At 65.8% G+C, this 21920-nt stretch carries 18 protein-coding genes; 12 read left to right on the top strand and 6 right to left on the bottom strand.

The genetic code is table 11. From position 1 onward, the window contains the following. Window positions 1–2: 2 nt before the first annotated feature. Both glpB and glpA read right to left on the bottom strand, forming a co-directional pair. Window positions 3–1295 carry a glycerol-3-phosphate dehydrogenase subunit GlpB gene (gene glpB / locus HTIA_RS07750; RefSeq protein ID WP_008527682.1) on the bottom strand — a complete coding sequence of 431 codons (1293 nt, stop codon included), beginning with the start codon at window positions 1293–1295 and terminating at the stop codon, window positions 3–5. Further along, window positions 1279–3045: an anaerobic glycerol-3-phosphate dehydrogenase subunit GlpA gene (gene glpA, locus HTIA_RS07745; RefSeq protein ID WP_020936215.1), complete on the bottom strand. Its 1767-nt coding sequence runs from the start codon at window positions 3043–3045 to the stop codon at window positions 1279–1281. The genes glpB and glpA overlap by 17 nt, the downstream gene beginning before the upstream one ends. A 204-nt stretch (window positions 3046–3249) precedes the next feature. Here glpA and glpK point away from each other — a divergent pair, with 204 nt between their 5' ends. From glpK to HTIA_RS07730, 3 genes are all read left to right on the top strand, one after another. Then, window positions 3250–4782, top strand: a complete 1533-nt coding sequence (gene glpK, locus HTIA_RS07740; RefSeq protein ID WP_008527684.1) for a glycerol kinase GlpK — start codon at window positions 3250–3252, stop codon at window positions 4780–4782. A gap of 2 nt (window positions 4783–4784) precedes the next feature. Further along, window positions 4785–5855: a hypothetical protein gene (locus HTIA_RS07735; RefSeq protein ID WP_008527685.1), complete on the top strand. Its 1071-nt coding sequence runs from the start codon at window positions 4785–4787 to the stop codon at window positions 5853–5855. 77 nt (window positions 5856–5932) lie between these two features. Then, window positions 5933–7105 (top strand): Cdc6/Cdc18 family protein, encoded by a 1173-nt coding sequence (locus HTIA_RS07730; RefSeq protein ID WP_008527686.1) that lies wholly within the window; start codon window positions 5933–5935, stop codon window positions 7103–7105. 57 nt (window positions 7106–7162) lie between these two features. Here HTIA_RS07730 and HTIA_RS07725 read toward each other — a convergent pair whose 3' ends face one another. Both HTIA_RS07725 and pyk read right to left on the bottom strand, forming a co-directional pair. After that, complete coding sequence (locus HTIA_RS07725) at window positions 7163–8137, bottom strand: ROK family protein (RefSeq protein WP_008527688.1); 975 nt, start codon at window positions 8135–8137, stop codon at window positions 7163–7165. Window positions 8138–8288: 151 nt separating this feature from the next. Continuing rightward, window positions 8289–10037 (bottom strand): pyruvate kinase, encoded by a 1749-nt coding sequence (pyk, locus tag HTIA_RS07720; protein ID WP_008527690.1) that lies wholly within the window; start codon window positions 10035–10037, stop codon window positions 8289–8291. Between the two features lie 331 nt (window positions 10038–10368). Here pyk and HTIA_RS07715 point away from each other — a divergent pair, with 331 nt between their 5' ends. The 8 genes from HTIA_RS07715 to HTIA_RS07680 all read left to right on the top strand — a co-directional run bounded on the left by HTIA_RS07715 (window position 10369) and on the right by HTIA_RS07680 (window position 17897). Then, window positions 10369–10830 carry a YbhB/YbcL family Raf kinase inhibitor-like protein gene (locus tag HTIA_RS07715; protein ID WP_008527691.1) on the top strand — a complete coding sequence of 154 codons (462 nt, stop codon included), beginning with the start codon at window positions 10369–10371 and terminating at the stop codon, window positions 10828–10830. Between the two features lie 96 nt (window positions 10831–10926). Further along, window positions 10927–11880 (top strand): endo-1,4-beta-xylanase, encoded by a 954-nt coding sequence (locus tag HTIA_RS07710; RefSeq protein WP_008527692.1) that lies wholly within the window; start codon window positions 10927–10929, stop codon window positions 11878–11880. A gap of 437 nt (window positions 11881–12317) precedes the next feature. Next, window positions 12318–12992, top strand: a complete 675-nt coding sequence (locus HTIA_RS07705; RefSeq protein WP_008527693.1) for an HAD family hydrolase — start codon at window positions 12318–12320, stop codon at window positions 12990–12992. A 295-nt stretch (window positions 12993–13287) separates the two neighbouring features. Continuing rightward, a complete protein-coding gene (locus tag HTIA_RS07700; RefSeq protein ID WP_008527694.1) occupies window positions 13288–13827 on the top strand; it encodes a pyruvate ferredoxin oxidoreductase subunit gamma in 540 nt (179 codons plus the stop codon). Then, a complete protein-coding gene (locus HTIA_RS07695) occupies window positions 13824–14117 on the top strand; it encodes a 4Fe-4S binding protein (RefSeq protein WP_008527695.1) in 294 nt (97 codons plus the stop codon). The genes HTIA_RS07700 and HTIA_RS07695 overlap by 4 nt, the downstream gene beginning before the upstream one ends. A gap of 2 nt (window positions 14118–14119) precedes the next feature. Next, window positions 14120–15349 (top strand): pyruvate ferredoxin oxidoreductase, encoded by a 1230-nt coding sequence (locus tag HTIA_RS07690; protein WP_008527696.1) that lies wholly within the window; start codon window positions 14120–14122, stop codon window positions 15347–15349. Then, window positions 15349–16308 (top strand): thiamine pyrophosphate-dependent enzyme, encoded by a 960-nt coding sequence (locus HTIA_RS07685; protein WP_008527697.1) that lies wholly within the window; start codon window positions 15349–15351, stop codon window positions 16306–16308. The genes HTIA_RS07690 and HTIA_RS07685 overlap by 1 nt, the downstream gene beginning before the upstream one ends. A gap of 113 nt (window positions 16309–16421) precedes the next feature. Next, the gene (locus tag HTIA_RS07680) at window positions 16422–17897 is read left to right on the top strand and encodes a methyl-accepting chemotaxis protein (protein ID WP_008527699.1); all 1476 of its coding nucleotides are present in this window, start codon (window positions 16422–16424) and stop codon (window positions 17895–17897) included. A 100-nt stretch (window positions 17898–17997) separates the two neighbouring features. Here HTIA_RS07680 and HTIA_RS07675 read toward each other — a convergent pair whose 3' ends face one another. Next, window positions 17998–19053: a polymer-forming cytoskeletal protein gene (locus HTIA_RS07675; RefSeq protein ID WP_008527701.1), complete on the bottom strand. Its 1056-nt coding sequence runs from the start codon at window positions 19051–19053 to the stop codon at window positions 17998–18000. A 123-nt stretch (window positions 19054–19176) separates the two neighbouring features. On the opposite strand from HTIA_RS07675, the gene HTIA_RS07670 reads away from it, so the two are divergent. Next, on the top strand, window positions 19177–19374 hold the full coding sequence (locus tag HTIA_RS07670) for a DUF5800 family protein (protein ID WP_008527703.1): 198 nt from the start codon (window positions 19177–19179) through the stop codon (window positions 19372–19374). Between the two features lie 25 nt (window positions 19375–19399). Here the strand turns inward: HTIA_RS07670 and HTIA_RS07665 are convergent, their stop codons facing one another. Next, complete coding sequence (locus HTIA_RS07665) at window positions 19400–21904, bottom strand: DEAD/DEAH box helicase (protein ID WP_008527705.1); 2505 nt, start codon at window positions 21902–21904, stop codon at window positions 19400–19402. Window positions 21905–21920 lie beyond the last annotated feature (16 nt).

Here is a 21920-nt window from a genome sequence, read left to right as displayed (position 1 = left end):
GATTAGACCTCCTTCGCCGCTCGCCGACCGGCGGCGTAGCCAGTCGCGATCGAAACGCCGCTCGCTGATTTTTCCGCGGGGTAGTCGTAGCCGCCGATCACGGCCCCCGCCGCCCGGAGGTTCGGGAACTCGGGGTCGCCCTCCGCGCCGACCGGCCGGAGCGCGTCGTCGACGACGACCCCGAATTCGGCGAACGCGTGATCGCCGAACGCCTCACCCTCGAACCACTCGTAGCGGTCCTCCGGGTGAGGCACGTCACAGCCGAAGATCGGCTCGGTGACGCCCGCCCGATCGGCGTCGATACCGCCGCCGGCGACGTCCCCGGTCGCGAGGACGTACTGCTCGGCCGCGTAGGGGATTCGACTCCCCGATCGGTCCATGTATATCTCCGAAATCGTTCCGTCGTCGGCGTCGAAGTCCACGATCGGCCCGCCGCCGGCCTCGATCTCCCCGCCGGCGTCGTCGAGCGCGGCGTAGAGGCGGTCTTCGAGCCGGCCACCGAGGATGCTTGGCGGTCCCATCGGGACCTCGAAGACTGCCGCACCGAGACGGTCTTCGAGTTCGTTCCGGATCTCCGCCGGATGGTCGACGCCCAGCACGGCGGGGAAACCGACCCGCTCGGCCTCGCCGAGATGGGGTTCGATCGCGTCCGCGAGGGCAGTTCTGACGCGCTGCTCGCGGCCGTCGACCGTGACCGTCGGGTTCTCGTCGAGCAGGTGGGCGTACCGCGTGACCTTCGCGTCGTCGCGCACGACGATCGGAAACTCGACGGTGGCGGCGTTCGTTTCGGCGGGGATCCCCGCGGCTTCCAGGTGTTCGGCGGCCACGCCGGCGTCGAAGCCGGTGAGGCGCTCGAAGTCGACAAGCAACAGCTCGCGATCGTCGCTCGCGAGTCCCGCCGCGACGCTCGTGGGATACCGCGCCGTGGGCTTGACCGTCCCGCCGTGGGTCGGAACGAGGGCGTTCGCGTCGGTGTGGCTGCCGTGATAGGCTTCGCCCAGCACGTCGTCGATCATCGCCAGACCATCACGGACGGCTTGCTCGCCGACGATCGCGTACGGGTGGGTCTCGGGGAGCTCCCCGATGGCGTCGAACGGATCGACTACCGGCCCGTCGACGTCGGCGTTCGGCGGGTAGCCGAGCACGTCGAGCAGCCCGCTGGCGTGATGGAGGGTCGTCTCGGCCTCGCTGACGAGTCGGACGTCGGCCCCCGCTTGCGCCGCGGATAGGGCCGAAGAGAGCCCGGCGATCCCGCCGCCGATCACGAGCACCTCGGAGTCAATCGCCACGGCCATCACCCCTGCCACCGTCGGTGGCGACGTCTGCGGTTCCGTCCGCCGGTCGTCCGTCGTCGGTCGTGTCGGGGCTGCTCGCCGGCCCGGAGTCGAACGCGCCGAAGTCGAGCGACCCGCCGTCGCTGGCGGGATCGCGGTCGCGGTTCATCGTCAGCGCGTGCATGGCGTAGGTGATCATCGCCTGGGAGAGCTGTCTGCCCCAGAGTGCGTGGCGTTGACCCTTCCAGCGCTCTTCGTAGAGTTCGTCGAGCGCTGCCCGTGTGCGCCCCTCGTCGAATTCGGGGTGGAGTTCGTTCGCCAGCCGATGGCTACAGAAGCCGCCCTGGCAGTTGCCCATCCCGGCCCGCGTGCGGATCCGGACCGCGTTGAGGTCAGTGCCGGACTGCTCGATGGCGTCTTTGACCTCCGCGCGCGTCACCGCCTCACACCCACAGACGACCGGGTTCGGTTCGTCGGTGTCGAGGACGTCCTGCGTTCGCGAGCCCAGACGCTCGGCGCTCCGTTTGGCGACCGGCGAGCGCAGGCCGAAGTCGTCCATCGCCTCGTCGATGACGCCCGCGTCCTCGCTGCCGGGGAGTGGCTCCTCGGCCGTCCGGCAGGTCGTCTCCATCCCGAATTTCTCGGCGAGGTGATCGACGAGTTGCTCGGCCATCAGCCGATAGGTCGTGAGTTTCCCGCCGACGATGGTCGTCATCCCGGGAACGCCGTCGCGCTCGTCGTGATCGAGCAGGAAGAACTCCCGCGTGATGTCCGTCGGATCGTCGGTCCCGGTCTCGGGGGGCTCATAGAGCGGGCGAACGCCCCAGAACGAGCGGATCGTGCGTGCGTCTTCGAGGATCGGGACGAGTTTCGACAGTTCATCGATCATGAGATCGACCTCCCACGCTTCCTCCGGGTAGTCCGCGGGATCGCTCACCTCCTCGTCTGTCGTCCCGAGGATCGCCGTCGTCTCGTGGGGGACGACGATGTCGGCGTCGCCCTTGGGCTGACACCGATTGATCACCGTGTCGACTTGCCGGACGTTCATGATGGTCATCACACCCTTCGAAGGGCGGACCGCCACGTCGATGTCCGCCATCGCCGCGATCTCGCCCGTCCAGGCCCCGGCTGCGTTGACAATGTGGTCGACGCGGATCTCTTCGACGGACGCTTCAGTGCCGTGGACCCGCTTTCCCTCGCCGCTCTCGTGGGTGAGCTCCGCGCCGACGATCTCGCCGTCCTCGACCAGCAGGTCGGTCACTTCCGAGAACGTCTCGATGCGAGCGCCGTGATTCTGTGCGCTAATTGCGTTGGCCACGCACAGCCGGAAGGGGTCGATCGCCGCGTCGGGCACCTCGATGGCTTTGTCGATGTCTCTCGCGAGAAACGGCTCCCGCCGGCGTGCCTCCTCGGCGGTGAGTTCGGTTGCCGGAATCGAGCATTCCCGGAGCCCAGCCAACTTTTCCTGGTAGTACGCCTCGGTGTCCTCCGGTCGCTTGACGAACAGCCCGCCCGTGTCCTCGACGCAGTGGGTGGCGATGTCCCGGAGGATCATGTTCTCCTCGATGCACTCGCGCGCGCTCGCCTGATCGGAGACGGCGTACCGGCCACCGCTGTGGAGCAGGCCGTGCATCCGCCCGGTCGTCCCGTGGGTGAGATTGCCCTTCTCGACCAGTGTCACGTCGAAGCCCCGCATCGCGGCGTCCCGGGCGATCCCGACACCCGTCGAGCCACCGCCGATAACGAGCACGTGTGGTGATGTAGCGGTCATTCAATATCACTGCCAACGATCCCCACACACTTTATTGTTACTTTGGTACCGTGGCTGGCGATAAATAACTTATTGGGCCACCCAAAACCGGCCGTAATTTCCGGTTTTACCCCATATAACCGATGAATTTATAATGGTCGATCTTATTGTATACGGACAGACGGGTACTAGCAATAATAAAGTGCCGTCGTCACAGCACCATCCATGACAGACACCTACATCGGCGCGATCGATCAGGGGACGACCGGAACTCGCTTCATGGTCTTCGACCACGAAGGGCAGGTCGTCGCGAACGCCTACGAGAAACACGAGCAGCACTACCCCGAGCCCGGGTGGGTCGAACACGATCCACTCGAGATCTGGGAGAACACCAAAGACGTCGTCACCGAAGCCCTCGCGGACGCCGGGATCGACGCGGACCACCTCGACGGGATCGGGATTACCAATCAACGCGAGACGACCATCGTCTGGGACCGTGACACCGGGAAACCGGTCCACAACGCGCTGGTCTGGCAGGACCGGCGCACGACCGACCGCGTCGAAGCCCTAGAGGACGCCGAGAAGATCGAGTGGATCCGCGGAAAGACCGGGCTGGAGGCCGACGCCTACTTCACGGCGACGAAGGCGGAGTGGTTGCTCGAGAACGCCGAACCGCTCAAGATGCAGAGTTCCCGGGCGGCCGACCTCCGCGACCGGGCCGAGGCCGGCGAACTCCTGCTCGGGACGCCCGACGCCTGGCTCGTCTACAATCTCACGGGCAACCACGTCACGGACGTGACGAACGCCTCGCGGACGATGCTTTACAACATCCACGACCTGGCGTGGGACGACGACCTCCTCTCGGAGTTCGGCGTGCCCCGGGAGATGTTGCCCGAGGTGCGTCCGTCCTCGGACGAGCAGTATTACGGCCACACCGACCCCGAGGGCTTTCTCGGTGCGGAGATTCCCGTCGCGGGCGCACTCGGTGACCAGCAGGCCGCGCTGTTCGGCCAGACCTGTTTCGACGAGGGTGACGCGAAGAACACCTACGGCACCGGGTCGTTCTACCTGATGAACACCGGCACCGACGCCGTCGAATCAGATCACGGCCTCCTCACGACGATCGGCTTCCAGCGATCGGGCGAACCCGTCCAGTACGCCCTGGAAGGCTCGATCTTCGTCACCGGGGCGGCGATCGAGTGGCTCGAGGACGTCGACCTCATCAACAACGCCGCCCAGACCGCGGATCTCGCGCGGTCGGTCGACTCGACCGACGGCGTCTACATGGTGCCCGCCTTTACCGGCCTCGGCGCACCACACTGGGACGGGCGCGCACGCGGGACGATCGTCGGCATGACGCGCGGCACGCGGAAGGAACACATCGTTCGCGCGACGCTCGAATCGATCGGGTATCTGACCCGCGACGTCGCCGAGGCGATGGAGGCCGACTCCGGCATCGAGACGACGTCGCTCAAGGTCGACGGCGGGGCGGTGAAGAACAACTTCCTGACCCAGCTCCAGAGCGACATCATCCAGACCGAGATCGAACGACCGGAGGTCGACGAGACGACGGCGCTCGGAGCCGCCTACGCCGCCGGCCTCGCCGTCGGCTACTGGGAGTCACTCGATGAACTCCGTGACAACTGGCAACTCGATCGCCAGTTCACTCCCGAAGCCGATGCCGAGAAAGCTGACGCGATGTACAGTCGCTGGGACGACGCCGTCGAGCGCTCGCTCGGGTGGGCACGAGAGGAATAAGTATGGTCCAGGCAATCCTGACGCTCCCGGTCGTCGGCGTCGGCGTCGAGGAGTTCGCCGTCCTCCTCATCACCGCGCTCGCGGGCGGGGCCTTCGGCGCGGCGATCGGGGCGCTGCCCGCGTTCATCTTCACCGGCTTCGTCGTCTTCCTCGGCGAAGGGTTGGCGATCCTCGAGGGCAACCTCGGGAGTCTCGAAGCCATCCAGGGCGACATCGCCACCGGCGTGACGGGGACGATCGGCTTCGGCATGGTGACCGGGCCGCACATCGCCTTCGCCGGCGGTGTGGCCGCCTCGGCCTACGCCGGCATGCGCTACCCGGAGATGGAACCCGACGGGTGGGACTACCACTTCGGGAAGAACATCCTCTACGCCTTCGGGACCAAACCCGACATCCTCGCCGTCGGCGCGGTCTTCGGCGCGCTCGGGATGGTCATCTCCCGGGTCGGGGGCGGGCTCGGACTGCCGACCGACAGCATCGCGGTGTCGGTCGTGGCGACCGCGGTGCTGGCTCGCGTGGCCTTTGGCTACTCGCTCGTCGGGCGCGTGGCCGGCACCGGGCTACTCGACATGTCGCCGTTCGAGCGGGGCGAGGAAGAAGTGAGGACGGACGGCGGGGTCGAACAGACTCGCCTGGCAACCGAACCCTGGCTTCCCCACCAGTACGAGTGGCCGGGCGTCGCGGTGATCGGCGTCGTCGGCGGTGTGCTCGGCGGCTTCATCTGGCTCGAGACGGGCAGCGTCTTCATGGGATACGCGATCTCTGCGATGAGTCTGCTGTTTCTCAACCTCGGCGTCGAGAAGATCCCGGTGACCCATCACATCACGCTCGTTGGCTCGGTCGGCGCGGTCGTCGCGGCACCGGTCGTCGCGAGCGAGCCACTCGTCCTGCTGGCAGCCGGTGTCTTCGGCGGCCTCAGTGGACTCTTCGGCGAACTCACCCAGCGGGTCTTCTATGCGCACGGCGGGACGCACGTCGACCCGCCGGCGATGGCCATCGCGATCATGATGCTCCTCGTCGGCGTGCTCTATCTGTTGGGACTCCTCCCGAACGCGGGCTATCTCGCGCTCTGAACGCGTTTCGGTCGCCCGTCAAACCGGAGCGGTTTTTATCGGGGGTCCGAAACGGTACGGAAACGGCGTACCGAGCTATGGACATCGATACACGGATCAGACGGCGCCGACGGCGCGGGGCGAGCCAGGCGCTCGTCCTCGACTACGACCGCCTCAACCCAGCCGCTCACGTCGCCGAGCCGATCGGCCGCGGTCCGATCGTCGAACGCGTCCTCGACCATCTCGATCCCGCCTTCGACGGGTCACTCCCGTCGGACGTCTACGTCTGGGGGCCACCAGGCAGCGGCAAATCGGCCGTCCTCACTGCGGTGTTTTCCCGACTGGAGACGCCGGCGACCCAGCCACAGACGGCCATTCAGACGACGACGCGAGCCCAGAGCGTCGAGCTCCCGCAGTTCGTCTACGTGAACGGTCGTGAGGTCGACAGCGAGTTCCAGCTGTATCGTCGCGTCCTCGACGGCCTGACCGACGCAGACGCGCCCACGCGGGGAATCAGTACCGATGAGCTCACCTCGCGACTCCGGTCGGCGCTTGCCGAACCTGTCGGGACCGTGATCGCGGTGGATCACGCCGAGGAATTCGAGTTCTCGCCGGCGGCCGTCCGCTCGTCGCTGGAGGCACTGGACGGGACGCTCTCGACCGTGCTGGTCGGTCGGACCCCGCCGAGCGACGTCGACGAAGTGGGGGACGTCGCCGAGATCGAGATACCCGGATACGGCCAGCAGGTGTTGATCGACGTCCTGATGACCCGCGGCTCGTCCGGACTCGCACAGGACGCCCTCGCGTACGATCAAACCCGGCGGATCGCCGCCTGGGCGGGTGGGAACGCACACGACGCGCTCGCAGCGCTGTTCAGTGCGGCAGTCATCGCAGACGACGACGGCGTCCAGGAGATCCGAGATGACGACGTCGCGGCGGGCATCGACGCCGTCCCTCGGGACGGCACGTCGCTCGGCGTCGTTCTGGCACTCCCGTCGAACCGACAGCGTGTGTTGCGGGCGTTTCTGGAACTCGACGACGATCGACGATCCTCCGTCACCACGACCACGGAGGCGATCGCAGACTCGAAGTGGGTCGACCTCTCGGTCGGGACCGTCAAGCGAATCCTCTACGAACTCGCAGACGCCGGTGTCTTCGATCGCGTCACCGCCGAACAGACGACCGGCCACGGTCGCCCGCCGAGCCGCCTCGAACCACAGTTTCCGACGCTCGTGTTCCGGGAGCTGTACGATATCCAGTCAGCGAGCTAGTGATCGTCGCGGCGGGCGTCTCGCGCTCTCCCCGCTGCTCGACGAGTCCTAAGCCCCTCACTCCCGGAGCTTCTCGCGGTCGCCCGTGCCCTGTGTGAGGGCACTCGCGAGTGCACCTTTGACCACGACGTCGTCGCCGAGTGTCGTGATCTCGAGCTCCGGAATGTTACCGAAAACCATCTCGGGGAGGCGTTCGCGGATCTTCCCGACGACGAGTTCGGGGTTGTTTTCGGCGACTGCGCCACCGACGTAGATCACCAGCGGCGCGTACGCCTGGACGATGTTGGCGACGCCCATCGCGTTGAACGTCGCCAGGCGGTCGATGAAGGCGTCGGCGAAATCGTCTGCACCGGCGTACTCGAAGAGATCGGGAGCCCCGAAGTCAGCGTCCATCACGGGCATGTCCGTCTCCCAGTCGCCGGCCTGGTAGTACTCTCTCGCGTACCGGGGGATGTTGTTCCCCGAGGCGTAGGCCTCCCAGTGGCCGTCCTGGCCACACCCACACGTCATCGTCCCCTCCGGGTCGAGGGTCATGTGACCGATCTCACCGGCGTTGCCGTCCCAGCCGGCGAGGACGTGCCCGTCGACGCAGACGCCGGCCCCGATCCCTGTCGAGATGGTGAGATAGGCCATGTCGTCGGGGTTCTGGTCGCTGTAGAAGCGCTCGCCGATCACGCCGGCGTTGGCGTCGTTGTGGAGATGCACCTCGGTCGCGCCGGTGAGGTTCTCGATCGGCCCCACGAGTGGAATCGTCTCGATCGTGTCCGGGAGGTTCGCCGGGTTCTCGACGACGCCCTCGGCGAGGTCCAGCGGTCCGACCGACCCGATTCCGACAGCCTCGAGATCGGTGGGATCGACGTCCGCGTTCGCACACGCGGCACGCAGCGTCTCGAGGATCGCCTCCGTCACGGCGATACCCGTCGGTCCGGGCGGCGTCTCGCGCTTGTCGCGTCCGATCTCCTCACCAGTCTCGTCACCGACGACGGCACGGACGTACGTCGCACCGAGGTCGACACCTGCGTATACGGCCATATACGTCCACGAATGGCATTGGACCACTTAACTGCACGCGTTTCGAGCGACGCGACTGAAGCCGAGGGACTCGACAGGGACACAGGGCAATCGAAAAAGCGTGCCGGCCGGCCGAAACCACAGACCGGGAGCGAATCGAAACGCGCCGTCGCTACTCGTCCAGGGTGCCGAGCTGGCCCTTGTACAGGACGCCGCGCTCGGCGTCCAGCGTCACGGTCGCGCCGTCCTCGATGTCCGCGGGAACGGTCATGTGACTCGCCGTCGGAATGTCGAGGCGACGGCCGACGGTGACCGCGTGACCTCGTCGGTCGGTGTGGGCGTCGATGATGCCGCCGAGCGTTTCGGGGTCGCCCAGGAACTCGCCGTCGAAGTCCTCGGGAACCGCCAGAATCGCGCCTTCGGGGACCGACTCGAGGTCGCCGTCGGTGGTCCGCACCAGCGGGCCCGTCACGAGGCCGTCGACGACGGACTGGCCGGTGGCGACGGACTCGGCCGCCAGGTGGACCTTGAGCATGTTCGAGGTGCTGGTCCCCTCGAGTTCGGTCATCATCCCGGAGATAACCACGACGGTGTCGCCGCTCTCGGCGATGCCGGTCTTCAGCGCGGACTGGACGGCGTTCTGGACGATCGCGTCCGCACCCTCCGTCGTAAAGGGAGCCGTCGTCGGGAAGATGCCACGCGCGAGCGCGAGTTGTCTGCGGACCCGCTCGTTGGGCGTCGAGGCGATGATCGGGACCTCGGGACGGAACTTGGCGGTCCGGAGGGCGGTGTAGCCCGACTCGCTGGCGGCGACGATCGCAGTGGCGTCGATGTCGTCGGCGAGCGTCCGAGCCGCGTGGGCGAGGGCGTCCGTCCGGGTCTGATCGGACGATGGAATGCGCTGGTCGCGGAGTTCGGCGTACTCCGCGCTCTGTTCGACCTCGTTGACGATGTCGGCCATCGTCGAGACGACGCGGGGCGGATGCTCACCGATGGCCGTCTCGCCGGAGAGCATGACGGCGTCGGTCCCGTCGAAGATGGCGTTCGCCACGTCGGAAGACTCCGCCCGCGTCGGCCGCCGGGACTCCTCCATGGAGTCGAGCATCTCGGTGGCCGTGATGACCGGCACGCCTGCCTCGTTACACTTTCGGATGATGCGTTTCTGGTAGAGCGGGACCTCCTGGAGCGGCAGTTCGACACCGAGGTCCCCGCGGGCGACCATCACGCCGTAGGACGCCTCGATGATGCTGTCTAGGTTATCGACAGCGCCCTTGCGCTCGACCTTCGAGACGACGGGGACTTCGGTCCCCTCCTCGGCGAGGAAGTCCTCGATCTTGCGGACGTCGTCGCCGTCGCGGACGAAACTCGCCGCGACGAGGTCGACCTCCTTCTCTGCGGCGACCTCGAGTTCCGTCCGGTCCTGCTCGGTCGGGAACGGCAGCCCGAGTTCGACGCCGGGGACGTTGACGCCCTTGCGCGCGCCGAGTTCCCCGCCGTTCTCGACGTGGGCGTAGACGTCGCCGTCCTCGACCTTCTCGACGGTGGTCTCGATGCGACCGTCGTCGAGCAGGACGCTGTCGCCCGGTTCGACGACCGAAATGTCGACCGAGAGTCCGACGTCCTCGGGCGTGGCGTCGTCGCCTTTATAAAATCGGACCGTGGTATCGGCCTCGAGTTCGATCGGCTCGCGTATCGGTGCCGTCCGGACCTCCGGCCCGGGGATGTCGTGCATGACCGCGAGTGACTTGTCCATCTCGGCGTCGACCTCGCGGATGCGGTCGATCATCGTGCGCCGGTGTTCGGGCGAGCCGTGGCTGGCGTTGAGTCGGGCGACCGACATCCCGGCCTCGGCCAGTGCTCTGATGTCCTCTTTTGTCTCCGATGCAGGTCCGAGCGTACAGACGATCTTGGCGTTGCGCATTTGTTAGTCCCTCCGGGGGTGACGGCCACCGTCGACTCGCGGGGCCCGCCATGTCTAGGGAACTCTGTCCCCCAGGGATATGAAACTTATCAGAGCGATCTGATACGGCAATAATTACCACAAGGAGCCGTGATATGTGACCACACACCGCAACTGCACCGAAGAATAGTAAGAATACAGATACAAAACATTCCCACGTGGGCAAAAGAGGGCTGGCCCAAACATAGCTGGGCCAGGTCAGTATCCATCCCGACAAACATGTAGTCCAGGCGGTTGGTTTATTGGGGGACGGGTGCGACGGTTCGGTCGGGATCAAATCCGGAGGAAATCAATGGTCGCGTTCACGCTCACCAGCCCCGCGTTCGACGACGGCGCACCGATTCCGAGAGAGTACGGCTACACGGAACGAAACGTCAATCCGCCGCTGTCAGTTGCGGGCGTTCCCGAAGACGCGGCGTCACTCGCGGTCGTGATGGACGACCCCGACGCGCTCGAACCCGCCGGGAAGATCTGGGACCACTGGCTCGTCTGGAACGTCCCAGCCGACGTCGGGACCATCCCCGAAGGCTACGACGCAACCGAGACAGAGGCCACCGAGGGCCGCAACGACTTCGGCGAGCCCGGCTACGGCGGCCCGAACCCGCCGGACGGCCGTCACACGTACCGGTTTGTCGCGTACGCGCTGGACACGACGCTGTCGCTGGGGCCAGGGACGACGAAGGACGACTTCGAAGCCGCCACCGAGGGCCACGTCCTCGACGAGGCGACCCTCGAAGGTACCTACGCGCCGTAAACGTCCGAGAAGAGAGACGACGGTCGTGCCGGTGGGGACCAACTTTGGAAGATATAAATCCTCACATTTATACTGCGAACGATCGACGCTCCGGATATGGCACCGACCCTGCGAGACGTGGCAGACGACAACGACATTCGAATCGGCGCGGCGGCGGCAGCCGACCCGATCCGGGAGGACTTCCAGTACCGGGACGCGTTGCGGGAGTACAACGCAGTCACGGCCGAGAACGCCATGAAGATAGGGCCGCTGCGGCCCGACGAACACACCTACGACTTCGAGGACGGCGACCTGATCGCCGAGTTCGCCCGCGAACACGACATGTACTTCCGCGGGCACACGCTCGTCTGGCACAACCAGCTGCCGGAGTGGCTGGTCCCCTTCCAGTACACCGACCGGGAACTCCGTCGCCTCCTCGAAGACCACGTCCGCACGGTCGCCGGGCGATACGCCGGCGACGTCGACACCTGGGACGTCGTCAACGAGGCCGTCGCCGACGACGGTGGACTTCGCGAGACGCCCTGGCTTCGGGCCTTCGGCGAGGAGTACCTCGACAAAGCCTTCGGGTGGGCCCATCAGTCTGCCCCCGAAGCCGATCTCTTCTACAACGACTACGGCGCGGACGGGATCAACGACAAGTCCGACGAGATCTACGAGCTGGTCTCGGGCATGCTCGACCGTGGCGTCCCCATCGACGGCGTCGGCCTCCAGCTGCACGCGCTGCACGACCCCGTCGATCCCGACTCGGTCGCCGAGAACATCGAGCGCTTCAAAGACCTCGGCCTGGCGGTCGAGATCACCGAGATGGACGTCGCCTACACGGCTGAGGACCCGCCAGAGGACCACCTGACGGTCCAGGCCGACTACTACCGCGAGATCGTCGAAAAGGCCAACGAGGCCGGCTGTGACACCATCGTCGCCTGGGGTGTGTCCGACCAGCACTCCTGGATCCCGCACTTCGACGACACGCTGACCGAGGACCCGCTCCTGCTGGACGACAGTTACGACCGCAAGCCCGCCTACGACGCGATCGTCGACCTGCTGTCCTGAGCAAGGCGATAGCGCGAACGCCAGCGACAGTATTGCTTCGAAACGGCGGGACGTGCTGACGAAACGAAGACCGTCGCCGGATCGCCCCCGACACCTCTCGGAAGTTCGTCGTGTACGAAAATAATAAGTAACTGGTGTAAAATACTCCACGGATGTCTATGTCAGACACGGGGATCATAGACAGGGTCAAGTCGGCACTCGGACTCGACGACGACGATTCTGACCCGTCGTCGGACTGATCGGCGCGGTGAGTGGTCGTCACGCGAGGCGTTCGTCGGGGCGTCGTGCGCACGTTCTGGTCCCCGCCGTGTCGAATCGCTGGGGGCTCGGGGGTACTGTTCGCCAGTAGCGAACGGTGTCGTGTCGGCCCCACGAGCATGGCTCTCCGGTCCGCAATCACAACAGCTACCTGGGAGTTGCCCGAAGGAGGGGTATCCGTGTCCTACGACGCCATCGTCTTCGACCTGGACGGTGTCCTCCTGACGGGGTATCACACAGCCCCCGCCGTCTACCGTGAAGCCGCCCGGGAGACACTCGCTGACTTCGACGTGACCGTTGAAGCCGTCCCAGAGAACCTGATCAACCCGGACGATACCGGCGAAGTCCGGCAGTTCTGTGACCAGCACGGACTTCCACCGGAGGCGTTCTGGGGCTATCGCGAACACGCCTCGACAGTCCTCGAGAACGAGCGGATCACGGCCGGCGAGCGCGAACCCTTCGAGGACGTCGAGGTCCTCGCACGGCTGGCCGAGAGCGCGACGCTGGGAATCGTGAGCAACAACCGCCACGGCACCGTCCGGTTCGTCCGCGAGCACTTCGACTGGGGCGAGGCCTTTGGGGCCGTCCGCGGCCGAACGCCCACGCTCGCCGGCTACGATCGAATGAAGCCCGATCCCCACTACCTGGAGTCGACCCTCGACAAACTCGGGGTCGAACCGGCCGAGACGCTCTTCGTCGGCGACCGGCTCTCGGACGTCGAGACGGCCGATCGATGCGGTGCAGACTCGGCGCTGCTGGTCCGGGACGGCGATCGACCCGCCGGCGAGGGTGACCCGACACACGTCGTCGAGTCGCTCCGAGACCTGCAAGCGCTTGCGAGCGGCGGGGCCTGAGAGACAGTTCCGATTCCACAACCCCGGAAGTCCGCCCCGTAGCTGTCGCTTAATTATAACAAAAGATAATTTAGAACAATCGGTTCCCTTACATACGTTCGGGGTAAATCGTGAAAAACTGGACGTACTGCCCTTAAACACCCCGAATTTTGGGGGTATACTTTAGTTATAATGTATTACATACAGTGTAGTAGGTGGAGTCTCCGATGACCGACGACGTGCGACGACACGGCGGACGGGATCAGCCAGGAGCCCACCATCGCACGCTCGGTTTCACTCTATCACGGTGATCACAATGGAAGAAATACGCATTCACGGTCGTGGCGGCCAGGGTTCGGTCACGCTGGCACAGCTACTGGCACAGGCAGCACACGAAGAAGGGACGTGGGCACAGGCGTTTCCGGCGTTCGGCGTCGAGCGACGGGGCGCGCCCGTCGAGGCGTTCGCGCGCTTTGACGAGGAGAAGATCACGGATCGCAGCCAGGTCGACGAGCCCGACTTCGTCATCGTCCAGGACACGAGCCTCCTCGAGTACGTCGACGTCACCGACGGGCTCAACGAGGACGGCCTCGTGCTGGTCAACACCGACGCCGATCCCGGCGACCTCGATCTCGAGACCGAGGCCGAGGTCGTCACGGTCGACGCGACCGAGATCGCCTTAGAACACCTCGGTCGCCCGATCATGAACACGGCCCTGCTCGGGGCCTTCGCCGGCGCGACCGGCCTGCTCGGCCAGGACAGCATGGAAGCCGTCATCACCCGCAAGTTCGGCGGCGAGATCGGCGAGCAGAACGTCGCCGCAACCAACGACGCCTTCACGGAGGTATCAGCATGAGTCAAACAGACGATCCATACAAGAACCTGACGATCACGACCGGTGCCGTCGCGGAACCGAACACCTCGCGCACGAACAAGACGGGGTCCTGGCGGCAGTTCAAGCCCGTCATCGACGTCGACGCCTGCATCGGGTGTGGACAGTGCGATACGTATTGTCCGGACCAGGCGGCCAAGCCGGTCGAAGGCGAGGACTTCTACGGGTTCGATCTCGACTACTGCAAGGGCTGTGGGATCTGTGCGGAAGTCTGTCCGACTGATGCGATCGAGATGATCCGGGAGGAGAAATAACGATGGCAAAAGCTGAACCCAACCCCTCCGACGAGCAGGAAGTGATGAAGGGGACCTCGGCCGTGGCGAAGGGCGTCATGGCCGCCGACCCCGACGTCGTCTCGGCGTACCCGATCACGCCCCAGACGGGCGTCGTCGAGAAGCTCTCGGAACTCGTCGCCGACGGGAAACTCGACAGCGAGTTCATCAAGGTCGACAGCGAGTTCAACGCCGCCTCGACGTGTATCGGCGCGTCGGCGGCCGGCGCTCGCGCGTTCTCCGCGACGTCGAGCCAGGGGCTGAAACTGATGAGCGAACCGCTGTTTACGGCGGCGGGCATGCGCCTGCCGATCGTGATGGCGGTCGCCAACCGGTCGCTGTCGGCCCCGCTGTCGATCTGGGCCGACCACACCGACGCCTTCGCGGAACGGGACGGCGGGATGCTGCAGTTCCACGCCGAGGACGTCCAGGAGGCCATCGACCACGTGCTGATGGGCTTTCGGGTCGCCGAGCAGGTCAACCTGCCCGTGCTCTCGAACTTCGACGGGTTCATCCTGACCCACGTGCAGGAACCCGCGAACATCCCGACCGAGGCGGAAGTCAACGAGTTCCTCCCGCCGCGTGACCCCGAATACACGCTCGACCCCTCGGACCCGAAGACGATGGGTGCCTACGCCCGGCCGGAGCACTGGACTGAGGCCCGCTACGAGATCCAGGCGGCGATGATGGAGTCCAAGGACGTCTGGGCGAAGACCGTCGAGGAGTTCAAGGAAGTCTTCGGCCGGGACTACACCGAGTACAACGGCATGCTCGACACCTACCACGGGGACGCCGACTACCTGCTGGTCGCGCTGGGGTCGATCGCGGGGACGATCCGCGGCGTCATCGACGAGTACCGCGAGCAGGGCGTCGACGTCGGGCTCGTCCGCCCGCGCGTCCACCGGCCGTTCCCGACCGAGGAGATCCGCGATGCGCTCGGTGACGCCGAGGCCGTCGGGGTCCTGACCAAGGAGATGTCCCCCGGCTACGAGTCCGCGCTGGCCGGCGAGATCAAGGGCACGCTGTATCACGCCGAGTACCAGCCGCCGATCAAGAGCTTCGTCGTCGGCATGGCCGGTCGTGACGTGACTGCCGAGGGCATCGGCGCGATGATCGAGGAGACTATGGAGGCCTCGGCCCCGATGACCTTCGACGAGCAGGAATCGTGGCCACAGCTCCGTGAAGAACTCCTCGAGACGGGAGGTGACCAATAATGAGTTCAGACTTACAGGATCAGGACTACACCGACGAGGTCGAGCATGGCGAGGAACTCTGGAACCCGGGCCACCGCGCGTGTGCCGGGTGTGGCCCCGCCCTGGCGATGAAGTACATCACCGAAGCGGCCGGTGAGAACACCATCGTCACCAACGCCACGGGTTGTATGGAGGTCGTCTCGACCCCCTATCCCGAGAGTTCCTGGGGGACGAGCTACATCCACAACATCTTCGAGAACGCAGCGAGCGTCGCTGCGGGCGTCGAAGCGGCCTACCAGTCCTTCGACCGCCGTGACCCTGACCACCTCGACGTCCAGGACGAGGACGACCTCAACATCATCGCCATCGGCGGCGACGGCGCGACCGCCGACATCGGCTTTCGCGCGCTATCGGGCATGATGGAGCGCGGGCACGACGTCCTCTACATCATGTACGACAACGAGGCGTACATGAACACGGGCGTCCAGCGTTCGAGCCAGACGCCCTTCGGCGCGTCGACGACCACCTCGCCCGCCGGCCAGGAGTCGATCGGGAACGACACCAACAAGAAGGACATGGCCTCGATCGCGGCGGCCCACGGCGTCGAGTACGTCGCCACCGCGTCGATCTCGAACCCCCACGACTTCAAGCAGAAGGTCGAGGAGGCGCTCTCGCGTGACGGCCCGAAGTTCCTGCACGTCTATGCCCCGTGTCCGGTCGGCTGGAGTTACGAGTCCTCGAAGACGGTCGAGATGGCCGAGCTTGCCGTCGAGACCGGACTGTTCCCGGTCTTCGAGATGGAAGACGGCGAGATCACGAGCGTAAATAAGATCCGCGACCGCAAGCCGGTCCGGGAGTGGCTCGAAAACCAGGGCCGGTTCAAACACCTCTTCAAGGACGAGGAGAAGGGCGAGGAAGCGATCGAAGAACTTCAGGAGTGGATCGACGGTCGCGCCGAGGACCTCGAGCTCGACGCCTGACGCCGAGAGACGTCCGCCCTACTGTCTTTTTGTCCGTCAGTTCTGTCCCGAGTCACAGTCGTGTGTCAGTTACGGTAGAAGGATATTTATGGGTCTTCTATCAAGGATAAGTCATGGCACGCCCCCTCACGCGAGAGACGCGGGTAGCGCTTGGATTCCAACTGGCACACGCGGTCGTCCAGGCCGCGTTGCCGTTCGTCGCGCCGTCGTCGGCGTATCCGTTCCTGGCCGGTGGGAGCTTCGTGCTCGCCGGCGCGGCGCTCGCGCTCGCCCTCACCGACATCTCGAGTTCCATTGCGTCGCTTCAGTCGGCACGGACAGGGCTCGAATCCCAGGTTGCTACCCTCGAAGCCGAGCGTTCTCGGCTGAAAGACGAACGCGCGGCTCTCGAGCGTGACCTCGCGGACGCACGCGGGACGATCGAGTCACTTCGAATGGGGACGCCGCCGTCACCGGCCCGAGCGAAGGTGACGCCGGACGGTGGGACGCGCATCGTCGACGACGGTGGACTTGGGGATCGCGTGGGGGCGTACACCCAGTCGATCGGCGACGTCAGCGACGGGGACCTGACGGTCCGACTCGGCGAAGACACCGAGTCGGAGGACCTCAACGACCTCGCCGCGGAATTCAACGAGATGGTCGTCGCCTTCGAGCGGACGATCCGGGCGGCCGACGAGTTCAGCGACGACGTCGCCGACTCCAGCGGACAGGTCTCGACGGCGACCGAGGCCGTCCGGGAGGCGTCCGAGAACATGGCCGAGAGCATCCAGGACATCGCCGACGCCTTCCACGAGCAACACGAGCAAGTGACCCAGATCTCCGAGGAGATGGGGGAGATGTCGGCGACGATAGAGGAAATCGCTGCCTCCTCGGACGAAGTCACCGAGAAGGCCGACCAGACCGAGCGCCGGACGGTCGAAGGTATCGAGGCCGCCCGCGACGTCAGCGACGCCATGAACGAAGTCGACGACCAGACCGAACACGTCGTCGAGACTGTCGAAACCCTCGACGAACGGATGGACGAAGTCGGACAGATCGTCGATCTCATCGACGACATCGCCGAGCAGACCAACATCCTCGCGCTGAACGCCTCGATCGAGGCCGCCCACGCGAGCAACGGCGACAACAACGGCTTCACCGTCGTCGCCGACGAGGTCAAGAGCTTAGCCGAGGAGACCAAAGACGCCACCGGCGAGATCGAAGACCTGATCACCGACATCCAGGAGCAGACGACCCAGACAGTCGAAGAGATGGAGACGATGCGCGAGACGGTTAGCGAGGGTCAGGAGACGATGACCGAGGGGCTCGACGCGATGGAATCAGTTCTCAATCACGTCCAGGACACCACCAGCGGCATCAAGGAGATCAGCGACGCGACCGACGACCAGGCCGCCTCCAGCGAGGAGGTCGCGAGCATCGCCGACAGCGCCGCCGAGATCAGCCGCGAGAACATGGACGAAGCCGAGAGCGTCGCCGCCGTCGCCGAGGAACAGACCCTCGCGCTCGGGGAGATGTACGTCAACGCCAAGACCCTCAGCATGCGCGCACAGCAACTCTCGAACCTGTTCGATCGCTACGAGACCGAGTAGGGAGACGACACGAGGTGAAGAGGGGAGCACTCTTTTCGACGGAACTCCGACAGCAGAAAGACCGACTCGGCGAGACGTCGATCGCACCGAGTCCGAGCGGCTATTCGCCGGACGACGACTCGGGAGAGACAGTCTCCGAGCCCGCCTCGTCCGAGGACGGAGTCGAGCCCGCCTCGTCCGATGACGAAGACGAATCCGCCTCGTCTTCCGGGGGTTCGTCGGCTGCCCGATCGGGAGCACCGTCTGAGTCGACGAAGGCCGTCTCGTCGAGATCGGCAGCGACCGCAGCCATCGCCTCGGCCGCCTCGTCGGCGTCGTCGAGGACGCTGTCCGTGTGCATCTCCATCTCGTCGGCCACCCGGATCGTCCCGTCGACCGTGGCGTTCTCGTGGAGCCTGACGTTCTCGGCCGCGACGTCACCCCAGACGTGGACGCCGGGGCCGATCGAGACGGTCCCGTTTCGGGTGGTCACGTCGCCTTTGATCTCGGTCGCGCGCCCGACCGTGAGGTCGTCTTTCGCCCGGAGAGAGCCGAAGACGATCGTGTCCCGGCCGACCGTGAGTGACTCGGCCCGGAGGTTGCCGTGGAGTCGGCAGTCGTCGCCGATGCGGGCCGGCGCGGAGACGCGCCAGGCGTCGTCGCTGACGTGGGTCCCCCTGGGGACGAGTAGCGGTTGGGCGTCCCGGTCGGCGTCCAGGGCCGCCGCCAGGACGTCCTCGGCAGCGTCCTCCTCGCCGATCCGCAAGAGGTGGCTGAGGTAGACAAAGAGGAAGACGATCGTCGGCATCGGGTTTCGGATGACGATCCAGCCGTTGGCCTCGAAGCCGTCGTCGATGTCGACGTCGTCGCCGATGTCGAGATCCCCCGCGACCTTCAACTCGCCGCCGATGTGGACGCGCTCGCCCAGATACGCGTCCTCGCCGACGAGGACGTCCGCGGCGACGTCACACCACATGTCGAGTCGGCAGTCGCCTTCGGCTTCGATGTGGCCGCCGAAACGGGTGCGCTCGCCAGCGATGACGGTGTTCCCCCGGACGCCGAACTCGACGGTGCTCTGGCCGCCGACGACCACGTCGCCGTCGGTGACCAGGTCGTGCTCCTCGACGGTCGTCCCGTCGGGGATCACCAGCTCCTCGAGCGGCGTCGATCGCAGCACGTTCGTAACTGTGTAATCTACCGTCTTAAACCCCCAGCACGCGTCTGACGGGTGTCTGACGGTGTGGCGAGGACGTCCCGACTCTCCAAGAAGCTTATATTCGCCAGCGCGCAATTCCCGGGTATGACTGCTCTGTCCTTCGACGAAACCGGCGTCGACGTCGTCTACGAGGGGACGGACTTCCGCCTCGACAAGGAGATGATCGAGGACGCGGTCGGCAAGTCCTACCCCGACGTGACCGACCACGAGGTGCTCCAGTTGGTCGATCCGGAGCCGTCGCTGTCCGGTGAGCCACAGCGCATCGCCGAGATCATTCCGTAGCGCCGCCACAAAACCGTAAGCGAGTCTACGGCTGGTACTCGCTGCCAACTACTTCTCGAATCCGCTCGGCGGTGACCGCGCCGACACCCTCGACGTCGAGGAGATCCGCCTCGCCGGCAGTCATCACCGCCTCGACGCTGCCGAAGTGTTCGAGCAGTGCCTGGGCAGTGACCGGCCCCACGTCGGCGATCGAGGCGACGACGTACTCCTGTTGTTCGGGCAGGGTCTTCGAACCCTTCTCGCCGTGGACACTGATTTCCCGATCGTCGGTCTCCTGCTCTCGGGTGGCGATCGTCGCCAGAAGGTCGGCCGTCCCGCTCTCGTCGTCGGTCCGGAGGACGCTCGCGCCGAAGTCGACCGCCAGCGACGCCAGCGCACCGCGGATCGCGTTGGGGTGGACGTTGCGCTCCTCGTAGAGTCCGTCGCCCTCCAGAATCACGACCGGCCGGTCGTAATAGCGGGCGTCGTCTTTGACCTGCTCGAACATCGAGCGATCGCCGCCCGTCAGCGTGTCGAGGAAGTCCGAAATCGTCTTGCGCTCGACGACGACGCGATCCGAGAGCACGTAGTCGCCCACCTCCAGCGTCTCCAGGCGTGTCTCGAACCCGTCGCGACGCGAGAGGTCCCGCCCGATCGAGGCATCGAGTTCGCGCTGGTCGATGACGACCTCGATGGTGTCTTCGCCATCGGCCGTCGCAACCGTCGTTTCTTCGTCCTGGTCTGGCTGGTCGTCAGCTTCCCCCGTCGGAGACTCGGTGACGCCATCGTCGCTCGCCGCGAACGCGTCCAAGCCGGTCTGGCCGTCGCCCTCACCGCCATCGGCTGCTCCCTGAACGGTTTGCTCGTCATCATCGTCGGCGTCTGCCGGGTCGTCAGTCGTCTCGACCGCCTCCACCGCGTTACTTCCAGCGGTCGTATCGTCCGATTCCGGGGACGTCTCCTCGTATCCCTCCAACCCCATCTGTTCGCGGAGGTGGCTCTCGATGTCGCCGGCCATCTCCTTCAGCGTCCGGAGTTCCTCCTCCATGCGCTTCTCGTCCTGGCGGGCCTTCCAGAAGTAGGCCTCGTCGCGGGTGTCCTCGGCGATCAGGACCACGACCGCCCCCTCGGTCTGGCGACCGGTCCGGCCCTTGCGCTGGATCGACCGGATGGCCGTCGGGACGGGTTCGTAGAAGAGGACGAGATCGACCTCGGGGACGTCCAGCCCCTCCTCGGCGACGCTGGTCGAGACCAGCACCTCGAACTCGCCGGCCCGGAAGGCTTCTAGGGTCTCCTGCTGTTCGGTCTGGGTCATGCCGTCGCTGCCGTCGGTGTCGCTCTGGCCGACGAACTTCTCGACGGTGAAATGCTCGGCCAGAAAGTCCGTCAGGGTCTCGGCGGTGTCCCGGGATTCGGTGAAGACAATCACGCGCTCGCCGTCGTGGATGCCCAGCGTCTCGGCGATCTGCATCCGGGTCCGGCGGAACTTCGGGTGGAGGTCGTCGAAGTCCTCGGCCTTCCGGCGGGCTTCCCGGACTTTCGGCGCGCTGATGAGTCGCTGATCGGCCTTCGAGGCTCCGGAGGACCGTGCGGCCTCCCGGAGACGTTCGAGGTACCGCCGCAGGCTCTCGACGCTCTGGGTCTCGGCGTAGGTCACGGCCGTCCGGAGCTTCCGGACCTCGGCGAGCAGGCTCATCCCCTGGTAGCCCTCAGATTGGTCGTTGTCCATCAATTCCCGGAGCTTGGCCTGGATCTTCCGGATCTCGCGCTCGGAAACGTCGGCCTGAGTCGAGGACGTCACGCCGAGTTCCTTGAGTTGGGTCATCCGGTCGTGGATGACGTCCTGGAGGGCGTCGCGGATCTCGACGACCGGTTCGGGCAGCTCGACGCGTTCCCAGTTGACGCTCGTGTTGTGGGTGTAGGCCTCGACATCGGCGTCCTCGCTCGTCATGACCTCGACCTCGCGGATGCCGAGGTTGTCACACACCTGGAGGATGGCCTCCTCGTCGTCGCCGGGCGAGGCGCTCATGCCCGTCACGAGCGGGTCCACACTCTCCTCGTGATAGCGCTCGGCGATGTAGGTGTAGGGGTACTCGCCGCTCGCGCGGTGGCACTCGTCGAAGGTGCAGTGGGTCACCGGCGAGAGATCGATCCGCGAGCCCAGCAGGTCGTTCTCGACGACCTGGGGCGTGGCGACGACGACGGTCGCCGACTCCCACAGCTCTGCGCGGTCGTCGGGCCGGACCTCCCCGGTAAAGACGACGATCTCCTCGTCGTCGATCGTGAGAGCCTCGCGATAGAAGTCGGCGTGTTGCTGGACGAGCGGTTTGGTCGGCGCGAGCAAGAGTGACTTCCCGCCGACTTCGTGGAGGCGCTCGGCGGTCACCAGCAGGCTGACCGCCGTCTTGCCCAGTCCGGTGGGGAGACAGACCAGCGTGTGATCGGCCGCGGCGGCGTCGGCCAGTTTGGTCTGGTAGCTTCGCTGCTCTAAGACCCCGGGCTCGACGAGCGGGCGATCGATAGACTCCGCAGTCGCGTCAGTTGCCGCCATCTGTCCGCTGATTCGT

It is taken from the genome of Halorhabdus tiamatea SARL4B (assembly GCF_000470655.1).
Lineage (GTDB): Archaea > Halobacteriota > Halobacteria > Halobacteriales > Haloarculaceae > Halorhabdus > Halorhabdus tiamatea.
This window is presented reverse-complemented; position numbering and strand designations above follow the sequence as displayed.

What these genes read in the sequence shown, in the direction of transcription:
- glpB (WP_008527682.1), bottom strand. Translation starts at nt 1,295, where the DNA reads ATGGCCGTGGCGATTGACTCCGAGGTGCTCGTGATCGGCGGCGGGATC.
- glpA (WP_020936215.1), bottom strand. Translation starts at nt 3,045, where the DNA reads ATGACCGCTACATCACCACACGTGCTCGTTATCGGCGGTGGCTCGACG.
- glpK (WP_008527684.1), top strand. Translation starts at nt 3,250, where the DNA reads ATGACAGACACCTACATCGGCGCGATCGATCAGGGGACGACCGGAACT.
- HTIA_RS07735 (WP_008527685.1), top strand. Translation starts at nt 4,785, where the DNA reads ATGGTCCAGGCAATCCTGACGCTCCCGGTCGTCGGCGTCGGCGTCGAG.
- HTIA_RS07730 (WP_008527686.1), top strand. Translation starts at nt 5,933, where the DNA reads ATGGACATCGATACACGGATCAGACGGCGCCGACGGCGCGGGGCGAGC.
- HTIA_RS07725 (WP_008527688.1), bottom strand. Translation starts at nt 8,137, where the DNA reads ATGGCCGTATACGCAGGTGTCGACCTCGGTGCGACGTACGTCCGTGCC.
- pyk (WP_008527690.1), bottom strand. Translation starts at nt 10,037, where the DNA reads ATGCGCAACGCCAAGATCGTCTGTACGCTCGGACCTGCATCGGAGACA.
- HTIA_RS07715 (WP_008527691.1), top strand. Translation starts at nt 10,369, where the DNA reads ATGGTCGCGTTCACGCTCACCAGCCCCGCGTTCGACGACGGCGCACCG.
- HTIA_RS07710 (WP_008527692.1), top strand. Translation starts at nt 10,927, where the DNA reads ATGGCACCGACCCTGCGAGACGTGGCAGACGACAACGACATTCGAATC.
- HTIA_RS07700 (WP_008527694.1), top strand. Translation starts at nt 13,288, where the DNA reads ATGGAAGAAATACGCATTCACGGTCGTGGCGGCCAGGGTTCGGTCACG.
- HTIA_RS07695 (WP_008527695.1), top strand. Translation starts at nt 13,824, where the DNA reads ATGAGTCAAACAGACGATCCATACAAGAACCTGACGATCACGACCGGT.
- HTIA_RS07690 (WP_008527696.1), top strand. Translation starts at nt 14,120, where the DNA reads ATGGCAAAAGCTGAACCCAACCCCTCCGACGAGCAGGAAGTGATGAAG.
- HTIA_RS07685 (WP_008527697.1), top strand. Translation starts at nt 15,349, where the DNA reads ATGAGTTCAGACTTACAGGATCAGGACTACACCGACGAGGTCGAGCAT.
- HTIA_RS07680 (WP_008527699.1), top strand. Translation starts at nt 16,422, where the DNA reads ATGGCACGCCCCCTCACGCGAGAGACGCGGGTAGCGCTTGGATTCCAA.
- HTIA_RS07670 (WP_008527703.1), top strand. Translation starts at nt 19,177, where the DNA reads ATGACTGCTCTGTCCTTCGACGAAACCGGCGTCGACGTCGTCTACGAG.
- HTIA_RS07665 (WP_008527705.1), bottom strand. Translation starts at nt 21,904, where the DNA reads ATGGCGGCAACTGACGCGACTGCGGAGTCTATCGATCGCCCGCTCGTC.